Here is a 16,294-nt window from a genome sequence, read left to right as displayed (position 1 = left end):
TCCTATTCAATCACGCTGCCGCGCTTGAGGTATTTCGCCATGGCGACCGTCCCGACAAAGCCCATGACGGCGATCAGCAAGGCTGCCTCCAGGTACATGCGAGTCCCCAGCGTCACGCTCAGCAGGATAATCAGCGCAATGGCATTGATGTAGAGGGTGTCCAGTGCCAGCACCCGGTCGGTCGCATTGGGGCCCTTGATCAGTCGGTAAACATTCAGCAGGGCCGCCAGAGTGACCATGGCAATGGTGAGGTAAAGGGCGACGATTATCATTCGAACATCTCCAACAGGCGTCGTTCGTAGCGATTGCGAATGCTGTGGATCACTTCCTCGTCTGTTTCAGCATCAAGGGCATGAATAAGCAGCGATTTATGATCATCGCTGACGTCCACCGTCACGGTGCCGGGGGTGAGGGAAATGGTTCCGGCCAGAACGGTAATCGCCAGAGGATCGGTTAGCTCCAGCGGATAGACCACGAACGCGGAGCGGGGCTGGCGTGCCGAGAGGATGAGGGCGGCGACATCGAAGCTGGCGACCACAATATCCCTGAGAACATGCACGAGGTAACCCGGCATTCGCCACCATTTGAGCAGCGACGGGCGTTCGGGCCAGAATCCCTGCGTCATCTGGGGGATGGCCCAGGCCAGAACCAGGCCGAGGACGACACTGCCCCCACTGACACCTTCGCTCAGGAACTGCCAGATCAGGAACAGGCTCAGACTGAGCCAGGGCTGCGGGAATGTCAGTCGATCCAGCATCAGTTGTCCTCCTGAACCATGGGCGTTTGCAGAATCTGCACGTACCCCTGTCGATCCTGCAGCTGCGCGGCAGTCGCGTCCGTGTATTCATTGATCGGCCCGGCAAAGGCAACGATGATCACGCTCAGGGCCACCAGGGCGCCGGTTGCCGCACGTACTTCACCGCCCAGGCGGGGCGGGTCCTCGATGTGTCCACCGACGGTGCGCCAGAACACGATGCTGCCGGCCCTGCTGTAGGCAATAACAGTAAAGAAGCTGCCGACCAGCAGAATGCCCCAGAGCCAGGCCATCTCGGGACCGGAAGTGACGGATTGAAGAATCAGCACCTTGGAAAAGAATCCGCTCAGGGGGGGCAGTCCCGCGGCGGCAACGGCGCCGACCAGGAAGAACACACTGAGCAGTGTCCGGTTCTGCATGGGCGGTGCGGTCACGATCCGGTCACCGGCGCTACCGCGCTGGCTGGCCACCAGTTCGGAAAGCAGGAAAAGCCCTGCGACGGTCCAGGTCGTGCTCAACAGGTAGAACAGCGCTGCGGAGATACCGGCGTTGGAGCCCAGTGCGATGGGCGCCAGAAGGGTGCCCACGGAAATAACCACCTGCCAGGCGACCAGGGTCTTGAGGCTCTGGGCGCCGAGCGCGCCGATGACTCCCATCGCAAGGGTGACGAGTGCCAGCGGGAACAGCCAGTCCATGCCCAGGTTGGCCAGCGGACCGGCGTGGTCACCGAATACCAGCAGGTAGACCCTGAGAATGGCGTATACCCCCACCTTGGTCATCACCGCAAACAGGGCAGCGACGGGGGCCGAGGCTCTCGCGTAGGCCCGTGGCAGCCAGAAACTCAGGGGCAGGATCGCCGCTTTGAGGCCGAAGACGACCAGCAGCATCAGGCCGCCGGCTTTTACAAGTTCGAGGTCTGCGCCCTGGAGATCCGGAATCCGGAGGGCCAGGTCGGCCATATTCAGAGTGCCTGTCACGCTGTAGATCATGCCGACACTGATCAGGAAAAGTGCCGATCCCACCAGGTTGAGCACGACATAGTGCAGCCCGGGGATGGTACGGGCGGTGCCGCCTCCATGCATCAGCAGACCGTAGGATGCGATCAGGAGCACCTCGAAGGCCACGAACAGGTTGAACAGGTCGCCGGTCAGGAAGGCGATGTTCAGGCCCATGAGCTGGAACAGGAAAAGCCCGTGGAACTGCCGGTTGCCTTCATCGTACCCGCCCAGGGAAAAGAGATGACTGAACAGGGCGAGAACCCCGGTCAGCACCAGCATCAGCGCCGCGAGGCGATCCAGTACCAGGACGATGCCGAAGGGAGGCTGCCAGTTGCCGAAGGCATAGAGGCGGTATTGCCCGTCATTGGCAAGCAGGAGCAGCACAATCGTTGCGACCAGCAACAGTACGGTGGTCGCCAGGGCAAGCGTGCGGCGCAGGCTGATAGGCGCATAGCCCATGAAGACCTGCAGGATACCTCCAAGTAGCGGGATCAGAATCGGTGCGATCAGCCATTGATTCATTGGTCGTGGCCCTCCCGTTTTTCCGACGCCGTGGAGTCGGGTTCTGATGAGGGCTGGTCTCCGTTGACGTGATCGTCGTCATGGTCCGCAAGGCTTCTCAGGGAGAGCACGACGACAAAGGCGGTCATCGCAAAACCGATTACGATTGCGGTCAGCACAAGGGCCTGTGGCAGCGGGTCCGTGTACCCCTCAGTGCTGCCTATGATCGGTTGGGCGCCGGTCGCCAGGCGTCCGGTTGAAAACAGGAACAGATTGACGCCGTAGGAAAGCAGCGTCAGCCCGACGACCACCGGAAAGGTGCGTGCGCGGAGCAACAGATAGACGCCCGAGGCGGTCAGGGTTCCTATGGCCAGGGCAAACACGAGTTCCATCAGTTAGCCTCCGGTCCGGGTTTGATGGCGGAATGCGGGGAAAGGCGGCCGATGCTGACCAGTGCCAGCAGGGTTGCGCCGATGACGGTCAGATAAACCCCCAGGTCAAAGATCATGGCCGAAGCCACTTCAAATTTGCCCACAACCGGCCAGTGGATATAGCCGAACGTCGAGGTCAGGAACGGGTAGCTGAAGGCCAGGCTGCCGGCTCCGGCGATGACGGCGAACATCAGGCCAAGGCCGATCATGTTGTGGTACTTGAACGGGATCCGGTCTTCGGTCCAGTCCATCCCGCTGGCGACGTATTGCAGGATCAAAGCCACCGAGGTCACCAGGCCGGCGATAAAACCGCCACCCGGCAGGTTGTGGCCTCTCAGGAAAATGTATACCGAGACCATCAGGGCCAATGGGAGCATTGGCCGGGCGATCTGGCGAAGCATCATGGGATGGCTGTCCCGGGTCCACGGATGCCCCTGGCCGTCACCCGGTGGCGGGGTCAGCGCGGTATTCTTCAGCATCGCGTAGATGCCCAGCGCGGCAATGGCCAGTACCGTTATCTCACCCAGGGTGTCAAAGCCCCGGAAGTCCACCAGGATCACGTTGACCACATTGGTACCGCCCCCTTCCGGTTTGCTGTTGGCCAGGAAAAAGTCCGAGATCGAACTGAACGGGCGCGTCAGCATGGCCAGGGTGATCAGTGTCATCCCACCGCCGGCGACCAGTGCGATGAGCAGATCCCGGAGACGCCTGCCGGAACTGCTTTCGATGGGTGTCCAGGACGGCATGTAGTAGAGCGCCAGCATCAGCAGCACGATGGTGACAACTTCAACGGACAGTTGAGTCATGGCCAGGTCAGGCGCGGAGAAGCGGGCGAATCCGAGGGCAACAATCAGTCCGACAACGCTCAGTAGCACCAGCGCGTAGAAACGTTCCCGGTGCATAACGGCGGTCATGACGGCGGCAATGATCAATACCGCCACGGCAATGCCGGTAGGTGCGTCCACGGGCGTCAGTCCGTTCGCGCCAATAAAGAGTCCGAGATTGGCCAGCGGGGCTGCCGCGATCACGATGACGCTGAGCACAAGGAGCATCGCGTAGCGCTGAAGCGAGCCATTTTCGAGCAGGGCCGTCAGTCGGTTGGCCGCTTCGGTCACGCGAGCCACAACCGCCTCGAAGATGGCTTTTTCATCGATTTCCTTGAACCGGGCGTGGAAGTCGAAGAAACGCTGGCGCTGGCTGTACATCAGCAATCCACCGAAAAACGCCACGAAGCTCATCAGCAATGGAAGGTTCAGGCCATGGGCGAAGGTCAGGTGGTAATCAGGCACATCGCCGCCCAGGGTGGCCGATGCCGCGGCGTACAGAAGCGGGCCAACGGCTATGGCCGGGAAGATGCCCACCATGACACAGGCGAACACCAGTATCTCCACCGGTATCTTCATGTAGCGGGGTGGTTCGTGCGGCGGGAATATCGGCAGATCCACCGGCTTGCCGTTGAAGAAAACGTCGTGGACGAAGCGCACCGAATAGGCCACCGAGAAGATACCCGCCAGGGTCGCGATGATCGGGGGCAGCCAGGCCCAGAGACCGGGCAGGTTCAGGTCCAGTGACTCGGCAAAGAACATTTCCTTGCTCAGGAACCCGTTCAGCAGTGGCACGCCCGCCATGGAGGAGGCGGCGACCATGGCCAGTGTGGCCGTGTGCGGCATGTAACGCCACAGGCCGTTGATTCGACGCATGTCCCGGGTGCCGGTCTCATGGTCAATGATGCCCGCGGCCATGAACAGGGATGCCTTGAAGGTGGCGTGGTTGATGACGTGAAACACCGCCGCCACCGCGGCCAGCTTTGTACCCATTCCGAACAGCAGAGTGATCAGGCCCAGATGGCTGACGGTCGAGTATGCCAGGAGCCCTTTGAGGTCATGCTTGAGCATCGCGGTGTAGGCACCGAGCAGCAAGGTGGCCATGCCGGTGAAACTGACCATGTAGAACCACTGTTCCGTGCCGGCCAGTGCCGGATAAAGCCTTGCCATCAGGAAGATGCCTGCCTTGACCATGGTGGCCGAGTGCAGGTACGCCGATACCGGCGTGGGCGCCTGCATGGCGTGTGGTAACCAGAAATGGAAGGGAAACTGGGCCGATTTGGTGAAGGCACCCAGCAGAACCAGGGTCAGGACAACCGGGTACATGGCATGGGCCTTGATCTGATCGCCCGCTGCGAGTACGTCGTCCAGCTCGAAACTGCCAACAATGTTGCCGATGATCAGGATGCCGGCCAGCAAGGCCAGTCCGCCACCGCCGGTGACCGCCAGAGCCATGCGTGCACCTCGCCGGGCATCCTGCTTGTGGGTCCAGAAGCCGATCAGCAGGAACGACACCAGGCTGGTGAGTTCCCAGAAAATCAGCATCAGCAGCAAGTTACTGGACATCACGATACCCAGCATGGCGCCCTTGAAGCACAGAAGCAGGGCATAGAACTTGGCGATATTCTCCTTCGGCTTCAGGTAATACCGGGAGTAGAGAATGATCAGCAGACCGATGATCAGGATGAGCAGGGCGAACAGCAGTGACAGGCCGTCCAGCCGGAAACTGAGGGACAGGCCCAGAGCCGGGAGCCAGGGCTGGTGGAACAGGACCACGCCGCCGTCGGCAAGAACCTGCCACTGGGGATAGAGCGCCGCCAGGGCGATCAGCGCGGGTACGGATGAGGCAATGGCAATTGCCGTTCGTCCTCCCTGGGCAAACAGGGGTGCAGCGATCGCCCCCAGAAAGGGCAGCATAACAACCAGCGGTAGCGACATCGCAACCTCGTTATCGGTTTTTTCTTTTACGTATAAATACAGGCGTGTGTGCAGAAGTCTAGCTTCCGGATAGAGTCCCTGCATGGGGTTTGGCCCGCAGGAATACACCGGAAGCCTGGAATCAGGCGAAGGGTGGGTCCGGGAAATAGGGTAGACGACCGCGATGGCGGGCGATATCAGCCGTTATGGGCGGGCGAATGGTCTGTTTGCAGCCGAAGGACCTTCCGGTCATTGGTTGCTCCGTCTATCGAACTTGGGATTTGATGATACGTGGCCCGTCCGCAAGGTCAAGTCAACTTGCCATTGATCAAGTGTATACTCGCGATAAATTTTCCATGAGAGAGCCCTCCATGAGCGAAATGTATCCCAACCTGCTGAAATCCCTGGACCTTGGCTTTACCGAGCTCAAGAACCGGGTTCTGATGGGATCGATGCATACCGGCCTTGAAGACCGTTTCTGGAACATCCATAAATTTGCCCGGTATTTTGCCGAGCGGGCGGAGGGTGGTGTCGGCCTTATGGTGACCGGCGGTTTCTCTCCCAACCTCGCCGGCCAGCTGGCTCCGCTGGCTTCCACAATGAACAACCGGGCAACGGCGTTCCTGCACCGTCATGTCACCGGCGCGGTTCACGAGGCCGGAGGAAAAATCTGCCTGCAGTTGTTGCATGCAGGGCGCTACGGCTATCAGCCGCTGATCGTTTCGGCGTCTGCGACTAAGGCACCGATCAGTCCGTTCAAGGCGCGGGCCCTGTCCACTAAAGGTGTTGAGCGACAGATAGACGACTTCGTCAACGCGGCCAAACTGGCAAAGTTTGCAGGCTACGACGGCGTCGAGGTGATGGGCTCCGAGGGCTATTTCATCAACCAGTTCCTGTGTGAGCGGACCAACAAACGAACGGACAAGTGGGGTGGTCCCTACGAGAATCGCATGCGTCTGCCCGTGGAAATTGTCCGACGCATCCGCGAGGCCGTCGGGCCGGAATTCATTATCATCTACCGGCTGTCCATGCTGGATCTGGTCGAAGGTGGACAGACCTGGGACCAGATCGTCACCCTCGGCAAGGCCATTGAGCGGGCGGGTGCCACCATCATCAACACCGGTATCGGCTGGCATGAGGCGCGGGTCCCCACCATTGTCACCTCGGTGCCTCGTGGCGGTTTCGCCGATGTCACCGCCAAGTTCTACGGTGAAGTGGACATCCCGGTGTGCACCACCAATCGCATCAACACGCCGGAAAAAGGCGAAGAGATTCTCGCGGCTGGCAAGGCCGACATGGTTTCCATGGCCCGGCCTCTGCTGGCGGACAGCGAGTTCGTGCGCAAGGCAGAGCAGGGGCGCAGTGATGAGATCAATACCTGTATTGCCTGTAACCAGGCTTGCCTGGACCACGTGTTCCAGGCCAAGCGGGCGTCGTGCCTGGTGAATCCGCGTGCGTGCCATGAAACCGAACTGGTTTTGACGGTAGCACCCGTGGCCCGGCGAGTGGCCGTGGTTGGCGCAGGCCCGGCCGGTCTGGCAGCGGCGACGACGGCGGCAAAACGTGGTCATAAGGTCACCCTCTTCGAAGCGGACGACCGGATTGGCGGCCAGTTCAATTACGCCAAGCGCATCCCGGGCAAAGAGGAATTCTACGAAACTCTGCGCTACTACAAGCGCCAGATCGAGTTGCTGGAGATAGATCTGAAACTCGGCACCCGCGTCGATGCAGACTCCCTGGTCAAGCAGGGCTTCGATGATGTGGTGATCGCGACCGGGGTGAAGCCTCGCACCCCCAACGTCGAGGGTATCGACCATCCTAAAGTACTTGGTTATCTCGACGTGCTTCGTGACAACAAACCGGTGGGCGAAACCGTGGCGGTCATTGGTGCGGGAGGCATCGGCTTTGATGTCAGCGAATTTCTGACCCATGACGCCAGCCATCAGCCCGAAGGCGAACAGGTTGACGTCGCCGACTGGCAGGCGGAGTGGGGCGTAAACCCCGACTTTGAGGGACCTGGAGGCCTGGCCGAACGAAAACCGACGCCGTCACCCCGCAAGATCTACCTGATGCAGAGGAAGACCGGCAAGGTTGGAGGTGGCCTTGGCAAAACCTCCGGCTGGGTTCACCGGAGCAGCTTGAAACATCGGGACGTGGAAATGTTGCGGGGCTGTCGATACGAGCGTATTGACGATCAGGGGTTGCACATTTCCCTGACTGACAAGGACGGCAAAGTCACCGAAAGCAGGGTGCTGGCCGTTGATAATGTTGTCATTTGTGCGGGCCAGGAGCCCTACCGGGAACTGTTCGACCGTTTAAGCGCCTCCGGTGTGAAAACACACCTGATTGGCGGCGCGGATGTTGCCGAGGAACTGGACGCGAAACGGGCCATCCGGCAGGGAACGGAAGTCGCCGCTCAGCTATGATGAGCCGGGCATCTGGTTGCACATAGTGACGCTGGCGGGCAGGTTGGCGTCACTTTTGGGCACCTGACCCGGATGGCAGTCCGGGTCAGCGAATCGATTCCAGTGCCTTGAAAATGGCCTGTGCTTCCGCTTCAAGAACCTGAGAGCGAAGCGTATGGCCTTGCTCCAGGGCGTGCGCCAGCTGCTTTTGTTTCATGTCGTACAGGCGGCTAAGAACATCAGCCTGAGTTTGTCTGGTTGGTGCCTGCATGGAAAACTACCTCCCCACTATTACACCGGTGTCAGGAAAATATACGTTTCCCCGGGCCCAATGGCCTTCAAGCAATTATCAAGCATAAGCCGGGCCACAAATGTTTTGGTCAACGACCGAATCGAGCCCTGTAGGCTCCGGGGGATAACCCGGTGTGCTTCCGGAACAGGCGGGAAAACGAACTGATGTCCTCGTACCCGACGTCCCGGGTGATGGCGTCGATACTCTGCCCCGAGGACTCGAGTTGCCTGCGGGCACGTTCCACACGCAGCAGTTGCACATAGGTGTTGGGCGTATCGCCGGTGGCCTGCCGGAAACGCCGGAGCAGAGATCGTTCGGACAGGCCGGCCCGCCCGGCCAGCGCAGGCAGTGACAGGGCTTCCCTGAAGTGATCATCGAGCCAGTCCTGGAGAGCGAGAATGATGGCGTCGGAGTGGTAGCGTTTGGCCTGAAGAGCGCTGTAGGGCGCCTGACTGCTGCGCCCTGCGTCGATCACAAACGCTTTCGCCAGCTCCCGGGCCACCTGGGGGCCGGCGAAACGTTCCACCAGATAGACTCCCAGATCCCACCAGGCCATACCGCCGCCGGCACAGGCGACGGGGCCATCAACCGTCACCAGTTTCTCGGGATGAAGTTGCACTCTCGGGTAACGCTCTCGGAACTGGTTGCTGAATCCCCAATGGGTCGTCGCCTCCCGGCCATCAAGCAGGCCAGCCTCTGCGAGAAAGAACGCCCCGGTGCAATTGCTGGCGACGTGAACATTAGGAGTCTCCTGCGTCCGGAAGTTGCCCAACCACTCAATCAGCAGGGAATTGTCGGCTAATACTTTCTCGATCGGGGCACCAATGGTTGGAATGATGATCAGATCGCTGTCGTCGCGATCGGGCTCGTTCCACGCGCCATCGCTGACCAGGGTTAGCCCATTGATGCATTTACACGGTTCGCCGTCGTGGGTCAGCAGGCGTGTTCGGAACCAGGGCTGGGGCTCATCGCCGTGAATCCGTGCCCAGGTCACCCCTGCCAGCCGGAACAGATCGATGATGCCGGTGACGGCGCTGGCCAGGGCGCCATTGAAGCCAATGACTGAAACAGTGCGCATGAAAACTCCGAATCAGGGGCTTGGTGAGTGTTGATCCCCCTGAAACTGTGTGCAGCAGGGATGCTGCACTCAAGCGCACATGGATGTGTTTACAGCGGGTTTCTGGGGGATCAACACTCACCAAGGCCCGGGCGGTCCCGCGCCAATGTTGGCGGGATAGACCAAGAATATGTCAGAAATGCCGGTTTTAACACAAGCGCCGGTTGTGCGAATCTAGGCGGCAATAAACAGGAGACCATGCATGACAGACACCCTGATTGATCGCCGCGACCTGGCGTTCCAACTCTACGAAGTCCTCGACACCGAATCCCTGATTCCGCGCGACCGGTTCAGCGAGCACAACAAAGACACCTTCGACGCCGTCATTGAAACGGCCGACAAAATGGCCCGCGAAGAATTTGCCACCCACAACAGTGCCGCGGACAAAGACGAGCCCCGTTTCGAAGACGGACAGGTGAAAATGCTCCCGCAGGTCAAAAAGGCCTTCGACGCCTATTCCGAAGCCGGCTTCATCGCCGGCCGGTATGATTACGAATTGGGTGGCATGCAGTTGCCGGAGTCCGTCATGGCGGCCTGCAACGGCTTCTTTACCGCCGCCAACCCAGGGACGGCAGGCTACCCGTTCCTGACGACCGCCGCCGCCAACCTGATTCGGATTTTCGGCAACGGCCAGCAGCAGGCAACCTTCCTCCCACATATGCTGACCGGCCGCTTCACCGGCACCATGGCGCTGACCGAGCCTCATGCCGGATCCAGCCTGGCAGACATCCGCACCTCAGCTACCCCGACGGAGGACGGGCATTACCTGATCAAGGGCGCGAAGATCTACATCTCCGGTGGCGAGCAGTCCCTCACCGAGAACATCGTTCACATGGTCCTCGCCAAGATCAAAGGCGCGCCTGCGGGCGTCAAAGGTATCTCCCTGTTCATCGTGCCCAAATTCCGGGTGGATGCAGAGGGCAACCCCGAAGAACGCAACGGTGTCAGCCTGGCCGGACTCATCCACAAGATGGGGTACCGGGGCACTACCTCCACTGCCCTGAGTTTCGGCGACGATGCCCCGTGTCACGGTTACCTGGTTGGTGAACCTCACCAGGGCCTGAAGTACATGTTCCAGATGATGAACGAGGCGCGTCTGGGTGTGGGTTTTGGTGCGGCGGTTATCGGCTATCGCGGCTATATGCACAGTCTCGAGTACGCGAAGGACCGCCTGCAGGGCCGCAAGCCCTCCGAGAAAAATCCGGACAGCCCGCAGGTGCCGATTATCGAGCATGCCGATGTCCGCCGTATGCTGCTGGCCCAGAAGGCCTACAGTGAGGGTGGCCTGGCCCTCTGCCTGTATGGCGCGCGGTTGGTGGACGACCAGAACACTCACCCCGATGAGCAGAAGCGCGTGGAAGCCGGCAAGCTGCTCGACCTGCTCACGCCGGTCATGAAAGCCTGGCCTTCGGAGTATGGCCCCAAAGCCAACGACCTGGCGATCCAGGTATACGGTGGTGCGGGATACACCCGCGAGTACCCGGTGGAACAATGCTGGCGGGACAATCGGCTGAACCCGATTCATGAGGGCACCAACGGCATTCAGGCCCTGGACCTGCTGGGCCGCAAGATCTGGCAGGACCAGAGCCATGGTCTGCAGTTGTTGATGCAGGAAATGCAGGTGGATCTGGAAGCGGCCACCACAGAGCGGTGCCAGCAATGGGCGCTGTCACTGAGTGAAACGCTCCAGCAAGCGGTGAAGGTTACCCAGAGTCTGGGCAAGTCGCTGATGGGAGGCAATAATCCGGACGCCGTTCTCGCCAATGCTTCGTGTTACCTGCACCTGTTCGGGCACATTACCGTGGCCTGGATGTGGCTGCGTCAGGCCAACGTCGCGGCCAAAGCTCTGGAGAGCGCGTCCAGTAACGAGGAGCGGAACTTCTACAATGGCAAACTCCAGGCGGCCCAGTATTTCTTCCACTGGGAGTTGCCGACCGTTGCCCAGGATCTCGTTCTGCTTCGCAATCAGGACGATACCTGTCTCAACATGCAGGCCGACTGGTTCTGAAATCCGGGAGAGTAGGTATGTCACTGGTAAACGTCGAAAAGAAAGGCCACATCCTGCTGATCGGGTTGAACCGTCCGGAAAAAATGAACGCCATGAACCGGGCGATGTATCACGAAATCGCGGCGGCCTACCATCGCCTTGAACACGACCCGGAATTACGGGTCGGCCTGATGTACGCGGAGGGCGACCATTTCACCAGCGGCCTGCAACTGGACGACTGGGCCGGTGTGTTCGCTAACGGTAAAGGTATTGAGCCGGGAGAAGGAGAGCTTGATCCGTTTCATATCACCGGAGATGGCCTGTCCAAGCCGGTCGTCTTCGCGGCTCAGGGGATCTGTTTCACCTGTGGTGTGGAAATGATGCTCAACACCGATGTGCGAGTCGCTGCCAGAGGCACGCGGTTTGCTCAACTGGAAGTGAAGCGGGGCATCTTTGCCTGTGGCGGCGCCACCATTCGACTGCAGCGTGAAATCGGCTGGGGCAATGCCCAGCGTTACCTGCTGACGGGGGATGAGTGGACGGCAGATCAGGCGTATCAATGGGGGCTCATTCAGGAACTGGTCGAACCCGGCGAGCAGTTCGACAAAGCCCTGGAAATTGCTGAGAAGATTGCGAAAGCGGCACCGTTAGGCGTTCAGGGGAGCCTGAAGTCCTCAAAAATCGCCGTGAGCGAGGGACAGGAAATGGCCAAGCAGCGCCTGTTCCCGGACCTGCAGCCGGTGATGGCCAGTGAGGATGTCAAAGAAGGGATTCAGTCGTTTCTTGAAAGGAGAGAGGCTGTTTTTAAAGGGCGATAACATTCGGAATCTGGAGAGGGCCTCCGCACGCCCTTCCTTCCGGGACACGCCGTAAATACGTCCCTGTAGGCTTGAGCGCAGCGTCCCTGCTGCGCACAGTCCCGGAAGGAAGGGCGCGCGGAGGCCCGGCTGACCATCGGTGGGAGGCTATGCCGCCTCTGAGTCAGACTTGCTTCCCCGGCGGTTCTCCGCTTCGGCAGCCACCTTGGCCGCATAGTCGGCATACTTCGCCATCAGCTCGTCCTTCCGGTCCGGATCCCAGTTGATCTTGCTCAGATCACCCTCGTAATGATCGATCACCCGCTTGTCCATTTCCTCATACCACCACTTGGGAACGTAGGCCGGTAGCAGCATTGAGGCATAACCGCCAGGCAATTGCGGTGCGTTCTCGAAATGCCGCAGGGCCTGGAAGCTCCGTGTGGGGTGGGCGTGATGGTCGGAATGGCGCTGCAGCTGATACAGGAACAGGTTGGTGACAATGTGGTTGCTGTTCCAGCTGTGCTCGGGCTTGGTGCGCTCGTATTTGCCGCTCTTGTCTTTCTGGCGCAGCAGTCCGTAATGCTCGATGTAGTTAACGCTCTCCAGCAAACTGGCTCCGTAGACGGCCTGAGCCGCCAGGAACGGCACCGCGCGAGGGCCGCACACCAATGTGGTGGCGCCAAAGAAGCCGGCGCTCATGGCCCAGCCCTGAAGCAGTTCATTATCCAGGCTCCAGAAGGATTTACCCTTCCGGGCAAGACGGGCCTTCTCGATCTTGATGGACGATTTGATGCCACCCACCACTGTGCGTGGGAGGAACTTCCAGAAGCTCTCACCCATCCGGCTGCTGGCGGGGTCCTCGGGCGTTGCCACACGCTTGTGATGTCCGAAATTGTGCTCCACCACGAAGTGGGTGTAGGCGGTCGGCGCCAACGCTGCCATCGCCATCAGCTTGTTGAACTTGTTCGACTTGTGGCCTAGCTCATGGGCGGTGTTGATACCGACACCGTTGATGGCCCCGACGGTGAGGGTCAGGCCGATCTTGTCCTCCAGGGGCGTCTTTTTCCGGCTGGCAAGCCAGGCCCCCATGAAGGTCATGGCGTACTGGGTAGGAATGAAGGCCTTGACGATCCGGTCGTAGTACTTGTCCTGTTCCAGTGACTTGACGGCAGATTCCGGCGGGTTGCTCTGATCTTCGCCGATGGCGCGATCCAGTGCCGGAATGATGCCGTGCACCAGAGCCGGACCGGTCCAGGCCAGTGCCTTGAGCTTCTTCGGAGCAACCGCGTAGCCAGTCAGCGCGGCCAGGCCGATACCCGGTAAGGCGGGGCCCAGCAGCCAGAGATAGCGTTTCGGGTCTTTCCAGTCGCCGCCTTTGCCGGATTCGACGTTGGTGTCCGGGGGCTGGTGCCTTGTGCGAATCGATCGCAGGGTTGACCTTGGCATTCATGTCCTGTTCTCCGTGTGGTGTTCGTTATCCGAATTTATGTCGGACAATCTTGCAATGCAACAGGCGACGACGATGTGGAGGTCTTTGGCTCAAAATGACAAAGGTCTGTTTTCTGGAAGATTCAGTGAAGCTGAGCCAGACTTGCTGGAGTTAACAAGAACGACACACAGAAAGTGCCGCCGCAGGGACCACCAGACCATGACTTTTCAGGCTGAACCGGACCGGGAGCCGCAAAGGCTCATTCAGGACACGCTCCAGGAATATCGGACAACCGGCAGGATGGCAGAAATCATCTACCGGGACGGAGCCGGGCAGGTGTGCATCGCCCACGACGTCATTCGGGATGTGTTCAGCCGGGCAGGAAGCGATTTCGTGATGCTTGGCCGCGGTGCAATGCTGGAGCTTGATCACATCATGACCATCGACGGCTGGTCGCCCCGGGTGGGAATGTCCTGACTCAACCGTAATCGCCACGTAATTGCCCTCCGGTTGGCGTTGCCTCACCCTGTGTACCTCGACATTGACACTCAAAGGAGGGATACGCAGTGAAACGTCGACTTATGACAGGAGTGATTTTCGCATCGGCACTTGGTCTTGTTGCCTGTGGTTCGGAGGACAACGAGGGCGTCGATATGGACAAGGCTGCCGAAAATGCCAGTGACATTGCAGAAAATGCCGCCGACAGCACCGAGGAAACCGTGGAGGAAGCCACGGGTCAGGATGAGGGCGCAGTCGGTGAGCTCAAGGAGGGCGCCGAAGACGCGGCCGACGACATGGGCGATGCGGCAGACAAAGCAGCAGATGACGTCGAGGAAGGTTATAACCAGATGACTGAGTGACCTCCCCGAAGAGGCCCTCTCCAGGGGCCTCTTCTGATTTTTGTTTTCCCGCCCGAGCAAATTGCCTCGCTTCAGCTGTCTCCAAACTGTCACGCCCTGTTCATTTCCTGTAAACCAATGTGAAACACAGCGCGCCTAACCTCTGGACTCGTCACATAAAACCGACAGTTCACTTCGTTAGGGTAAAAGATGATGAATCAGAATAATGGCAAGGCGCTGTTCAAGGTTTCTGCACTGGCGTTGGCTGTTGCCGGCACAACCCTGCTCGCAGCCTGTAACAACAGCGATAACAACACCACTTCCGACACCACCAGCACCATGGATACCGATACCCAGGCGCTTACCCGTCTGGCGACGGTTCCCCTGGGGGCGGAAATTACCGGCCTGTTCACCACCGAAGAGGGCGATCTTTTCTTCAACGTCCAGCATCCGTCGAGCAGCAACACTGTCTCCGATGCCGATGGCAAGGTGTTTACGGCCGGCACCGTGGGTGTGATTCGCGATGCAGATTTCAGCTCCGCTGACCTGGCCTTCGACGCTGTCGAGGTGCCTAGTGGCGACGATCAACAGCTGGTTCGGACTGCCGTGGGTTCCTACAATGTGATTGCACAGAATGGTGACCAGTGGGCCGGCGCGCCGACCGGCAGCCTGGGCGCTATCTCCACTGCTGATGGTTCTTCCGTGATCAAGGTTTCCAACGATCCGGACTTTAACGCCTTTATCAGCACAGGAACGAATGAGGGATACCTGTTCACCAACTGGGAAGACCGCCCGGGCGGTATGAGCCGACTCAAGATCCGCAAGCTGGACAGCGGTGACTGGAGCGTCGTTGACAACGACGTGATGATGGTCGATTTCAGTTCGGTGGATGGTACCTGGGTTAACTGTTTCGGTACGCTCTCGCCCTGGATGACACCTCTGACCTCCGAAGAACTCTACTTCGACGACACCTCAGACTGGAATAATCCCGGCTACACCTACATTAGCGATGTTGAAGCGCTTCAGACCTACCTCGGTGGCACCTACCCGAACCCGTATAACTACGGCTTCATCGTAGAGATCCAAGATCCCACCACCGCCACGCCGACGCCCGTCAAAATGCGCGCCATGGGCCGTTTCTCCCACGAGAACTCTGTGGTCATGCCGGACAAGAAAACTGCCTACATGAGTGACGATGGCACGGGCACCATTTTCTTCAAGTTCGTGGCCGACACGGCAGAAGACCTGTCTGCGGGTACTCTGTATGCCGCTAAAGTGACCCAGGATAGTACTACCGATCCCACCAAGGCAGGTTTCGACATCCAGTGGGTTGAGCTGGGCCATGGTGACAACGCGACCATCAACGGCTGGATCGCGAATTACGATGGAATCGACCAGGGTAGCTATTCCGCCGGTAGCACCAGCTACATTTCGGATACCGAGATCAACGACTGGGCCGAGAGCAAGCTCCAGCAGGATCTCGACAGCAGCGGCAGCATTGCGGCCAATCCGTTCGGCGATGACCGGGTTGCGTTCCTGGAAACCCGCAAGGCGGCCGCAGCTCTGGGCGCCACCGCAGAGTTTCGTAAGATGGAAGGCGTGAACATCAACCTGGCTGGCGCGGCGGACGGCAGCGTTCCTTATGCCTACATGTCCATGTCCGAGTTCAACAAGACCATGTCTGACGGTACCGGAGCGATTCAGCTGGATCCGACCAACGCCGATTGCGGTGCGGTTTACCAGATGGCTCTGGGTACCAATTTCAACATCACCCGTATGGAGCCGGTGCTGGTCGGTGGACCCTACGATGGCACGGCTACCGCCAATACCTGTTCTGTGGATAACGTCGCTAACCCGGACAACCTGCTTGTCCTGAACGACGGTAGGGTTGTTGTGGGCGAGGACTCTGGCGAGCACGAAAACAACATGCTGTGGCTGCTTAATCCAGAGCTCTGATCCCCGGGTCGGAATCACAGTGAAGTGCACGGGAAGCGTCGGTTGGC

14 protein-coding genes are annotated in these 16,294 nt (G+C 59.5%); 6 read left to right on the top strand and 8 right to left on the bottom strand.

All coding sequences use genetic code 11. The features are described 5' to 3' along the window. Window positions 1-2 precede the first annotated feature (2 nt). The 5 genes from MSNKSG1_RS09665 to MSNKSG1_RS09645 are packed head-to-tail and all read right to left on the bottom strand — an operon-like array spanning window position 3 to window position 5,446. Window positions 3-272, bottom strand: a complete 270-nt coding sequence (locus MSNKSG1_RS09665) for a K+/H+ antiporter subunit F (RefSeq protein WP_008939075.1) — start codon at window positions 270-272, stop codon at window positions 3-5. After that, window positions 269-757, bottom strand: coding sequence for a Na+/H+ antiporter subunit E (locus tag MSNKSG1_RS09660; RefSeq protein WP_008939074.1), 489 nt, complete (start codon window positions 755-757; stop codon window positions 269-271). The genes MSNKSG1_RS09665 and MSNKSG1_RS09660 overlap by 4 nt, the downstream gene beginning before the upstream one ends. After that, entirely contained in the window at window positions 757-2,274 is a 1,518-nt protein-coding gene (locus MSNKSG1_RS09655; RefSeq protein ID WP_008939073.1) for a monovalent cation/H+ antiporter subunit D, read from the bottom strand. Before MSNKSG1_RS09655 ends, MSNKSG1_RS09660 begins: the two co-directional genes overlap by 1 nt. Further along, window positions 2,271-2,645, bottom strand: coding sequence for a Na+/H+ antiporter subunit C (locus MSNKSG1_RS09650; RefSeq protein ID WP_008939072.1), 375 nt, complete (start codon window positions 2,643-2,645; stop codon window positions 2,271-2,273). Before MSNKSG1_RS09650 ends, MSNKSG1_RS09655 begins: the two co-directional genes overlap by 4 nt. Continuing rightward, complete coding sequence (locus MSNKSG1_RS09645; RefSeq protein ID WP_008939071.1) at window positions 2,645-5,446, bottom strand: monovalent cation/H+ antiporter subunit A; 2,802 nt, start codon at window positions 5,444-5,446, stop codon at window positions 2,645-2,647. Before MSNKSG1_RS09645 ends, MSNKSG1_RS09650 begins: the two co-directional genes overlap by 1 nt. 350 nt (window positions 5,447-5,796) lie before the next feature. Here MSNKSG1_RS09645 and MSNKSG1_RS09640 point away from each other — a divergent pair, with 350 nt between their 5' ends. Beyond that, on the top strand, window positions 5,797-7,851 hold the full coding sequence (locus tag MSNKSG1_RS09640; RefSeq protein WP_008939070.1) for an NADPH-dependent 2,4-dienoyl-CoA reductase: 2,055 nt from the start codon (window positions 5,797-5,799) through the stop codon (window positions 7,849-7,851). An 85-nt stretch (window positions 7,852-7,936) separates the two neighbouring features. Here MSNKSG1_RS09640 and MSNKSG1_RS19275 read toward each other — a convergent pair whose 3' ends face one another. Together MSNKSG1_RS19275 and MSNKSG1_RS09635 are read right to left on the bottom strand one after the other, a co-directional pair. Continuing rightward, entirely contained in the window at window positions 7,937-8,101 is a 165-nt protein-coding gene (locus MSNKSG1_RS19275) for a hypothetical protein (RefSeq protein ID WP_008939069.1), read from the bottom strand. A gap of 109 nt (window positions 8,102-8,210) precedes the next feature. Further along, window positions 8,211-9,200, bottom strand: coding sequence for a GlxA family transcriptional regulator (locus tag MSNKSG1_RS09635; protein WP_008939068.1), 990 nt, complete (start codon window positions 9,198-9,200; stop codon window positions 8,211-8,213). Between the two features lie 241 nt (window positions 9,201-9,441). Between MSNKSG1_RS09635 and MSNKSG1_RS09630 the strand changes: the two genes are divergently transcribed. Then, window positions 9,442-11,247, top strand: coding sequence for an acyl-CoA dehydrogenase (locus MSNKSG1_RS09630; protein ID WP_008939067.1), 1,806 nt, complete (start codon window positions 9,442-9,444; stop codon window positions 11,245-11,247). Window positions 11,248-11,264: 17 nt separating this feature from the next. Next, on the top strand, window positions 11,265-12,044 hold the full coding sequence (locus MSNKSG1_RS09625) for a crotonase/enoyl-CoA hydratase family protein (RefSeq protein WP_008939066.1): 780 nt from the start codon (window positions 11,265-11,267) through the stop codon (window positions 12,042-12,044). Window positions 12,045-12,191: 147 nt separating this feature from the next. Here MSNKSG1_RS09625 and MSNKSG1_RS09620 read toward each other — a convergent pair whose 3' ends face one another. Continuing rightward, complete coding sequence (locus tag MSNKSG1_RS09620; RefSeq protein WP_008939065.1) at window positions 12,192-13,469, bottom strand: alkane 1-monooxygenase; 1,278 nt, start codon at window positions 13,467-13,469, stop codon at window positions 12,192-12,194. Window positions 13,470-13,671: 202 nt separating this feature from the next. Between MSNKSG1_RS09620 and MSNKSG1_RS09615 the strand changes: the two genes are divergently transcribed. The 3 genes from MSNKSG1_RS09615 to MSNKSG1_RS09605 all read left to right on the top strand — a co-directional run bounded on the left by MSNKSG1_RS09615 (window position 13,672) and on the right by MSNKSG1_RS09605 (window position 16,247). Then, window positions 13,672-13,929, top strand: a complete 258-nt coding sequence (locus tag MSNKSG1_RS09615) for a hypothetical protein (RefSeq protein ID WP_008939064.1) — start codon at window positions 13,672-13,674, stop codon at window positions 13,927-13,929. Between the two features lie 89 nt (window positions 13,930-14,018). Next, window positions 14,019-14,312 (top strand): hypothetical protein, encoded by a 294-nt coding sequence (locus MSNKSG1_RS09610; protein WP_008939063.1) that lies wholly within the window; start codon window positions 14,019-14,021, stop codon window positions 14,310-14,312. A 189-nt stretch (window positions 14,313-14,501) separates the two neighbouring features. After that, entirely contained in the window at window positions 14,502-16,247 is a 1,746-nt protein-coding gene (locus MSNKSG1_RS09605) for an alkaline phosphatase PhoX (RefSeq protein ID WP_201764945.1), read from the top strand. Window positions 16,248-16,294: the final 47 nt, after the last annotated feature.

This window comes from Marinobacter santoriniensis NKSG1 (assembly GCF_000347775.1).
GTDB lineage: Bacteria > Pseudomonadota > Gammaproteobacteria > Pseudomonadales > Oleiphilaceae > Marinobacter > Marinobacter santoriniensis.
This window is presented reverse-complemented; position numbering and strand designations above follow the sequence as displayed.

What these genes read in the sequence shown, in the direction of transcription:
- MSNKSG1_RS09635 (WP_008939068.1), bottom strand. Translation starts at nt 9,200, where the DNA reads ATGCGCACTGTTTCAGTCATTGGCTTCAATGGCGCCCTGGCCAGCGCC.
- MSNKSG1_RS09625 (WP_008939066.1), top strand. Translation starts at nt 11,265, where the DNA reads ATGTCACTGGTAAACGTCGAAAAGAAAGGCCACATCCTGCTGATCGGG.
- MSNKSG1_RS09605 (WP_201764945.1), top strand. Translation starts at nt 14,502, where the DNA reads ATGATGAATCAGAATAATGGCAAGGCGCTGTTCAAGGTTTCTGCACTG.
- MSNKSG1_RS09655 (WP_008939073.1), bottom strand. Translation starts at nt 2,274, where the DNA reads ATGAATCAATGGCTGATCGCACCGATTCTGATCCCGCTACTTGGAGGT.
- MSNKSG1_RS09645 (WP_008939071.1), bottom strand. Translation starts at nt 5,446, where the DNA reads ATGTCGCTACCGCTGGTTGTTATGCTGCCCTTTCTGGGGGCGATCGCT.
- MSNKSG1_RS09650 (WP_008939072.1), bottom strand. Translation starts at nt 2,645, where the DNA reads ATGGAACTCGTGTTTGCCCTGGCCATAGGAACCCTGACCGCCTCGGGC.
- MSNKSG1_RS09620 (WP_008939065.1), bottom strand. Translation starts at nt 13,469, where the DNA reads ATGCCAAGGTCAACCCTGCGATCGATTCGCACAAGGCACCAGCCCCCG.
- MSNKSG1_RS09630 (WP_008939067.1), top strand. Translation starts at nt 9,442, where the DNA reads ATGACAGACACCCTGATTGATCGCCGCGACCTGGCGTTCCAACTCTAC.
- MSNKSG1_RS09665 (WP_008939075.1), bottom strand. Translation starts at nt 272, where the DNA reads ATGATAATCGTCGCCCTTTACCTCACCATTGCCATGGTCACTCTGGCG.
- MSNKSG1_RS09615 (WP_008939064.1), top strand. Translation starts at nt 13,672, where the DNA reads ATGACTTTTCAGGCTGAACCGGACCGGGAGCCGCAAAGGCTCATTCAG.
- MSNKSG1_RS09640 (WP_008939070.1), top strand. Translation starts at nt 5,797, where the DNA reads ATGAGCGAAATGTATCCCAACCTGCTGAAATCCCTGGACCTTGGCTTT.
- MSNKSG1_RS09660 (WP_008939074.1), bottom strand. Translation starts at nt 757, where the DNA reads ATGCTGGATCGACTGACATTCCCGCAGCCCTGGCTCAGTCTGAGCCTG.
- MSNKSG1_RS19275 (WP_008939069.1), bottom strand. Translation starts at nt 8,101, where the DNA reads ATGCAGGCACCAACCAGACAAACTCAGGCTGATGTTCTTAGCCGCCTG.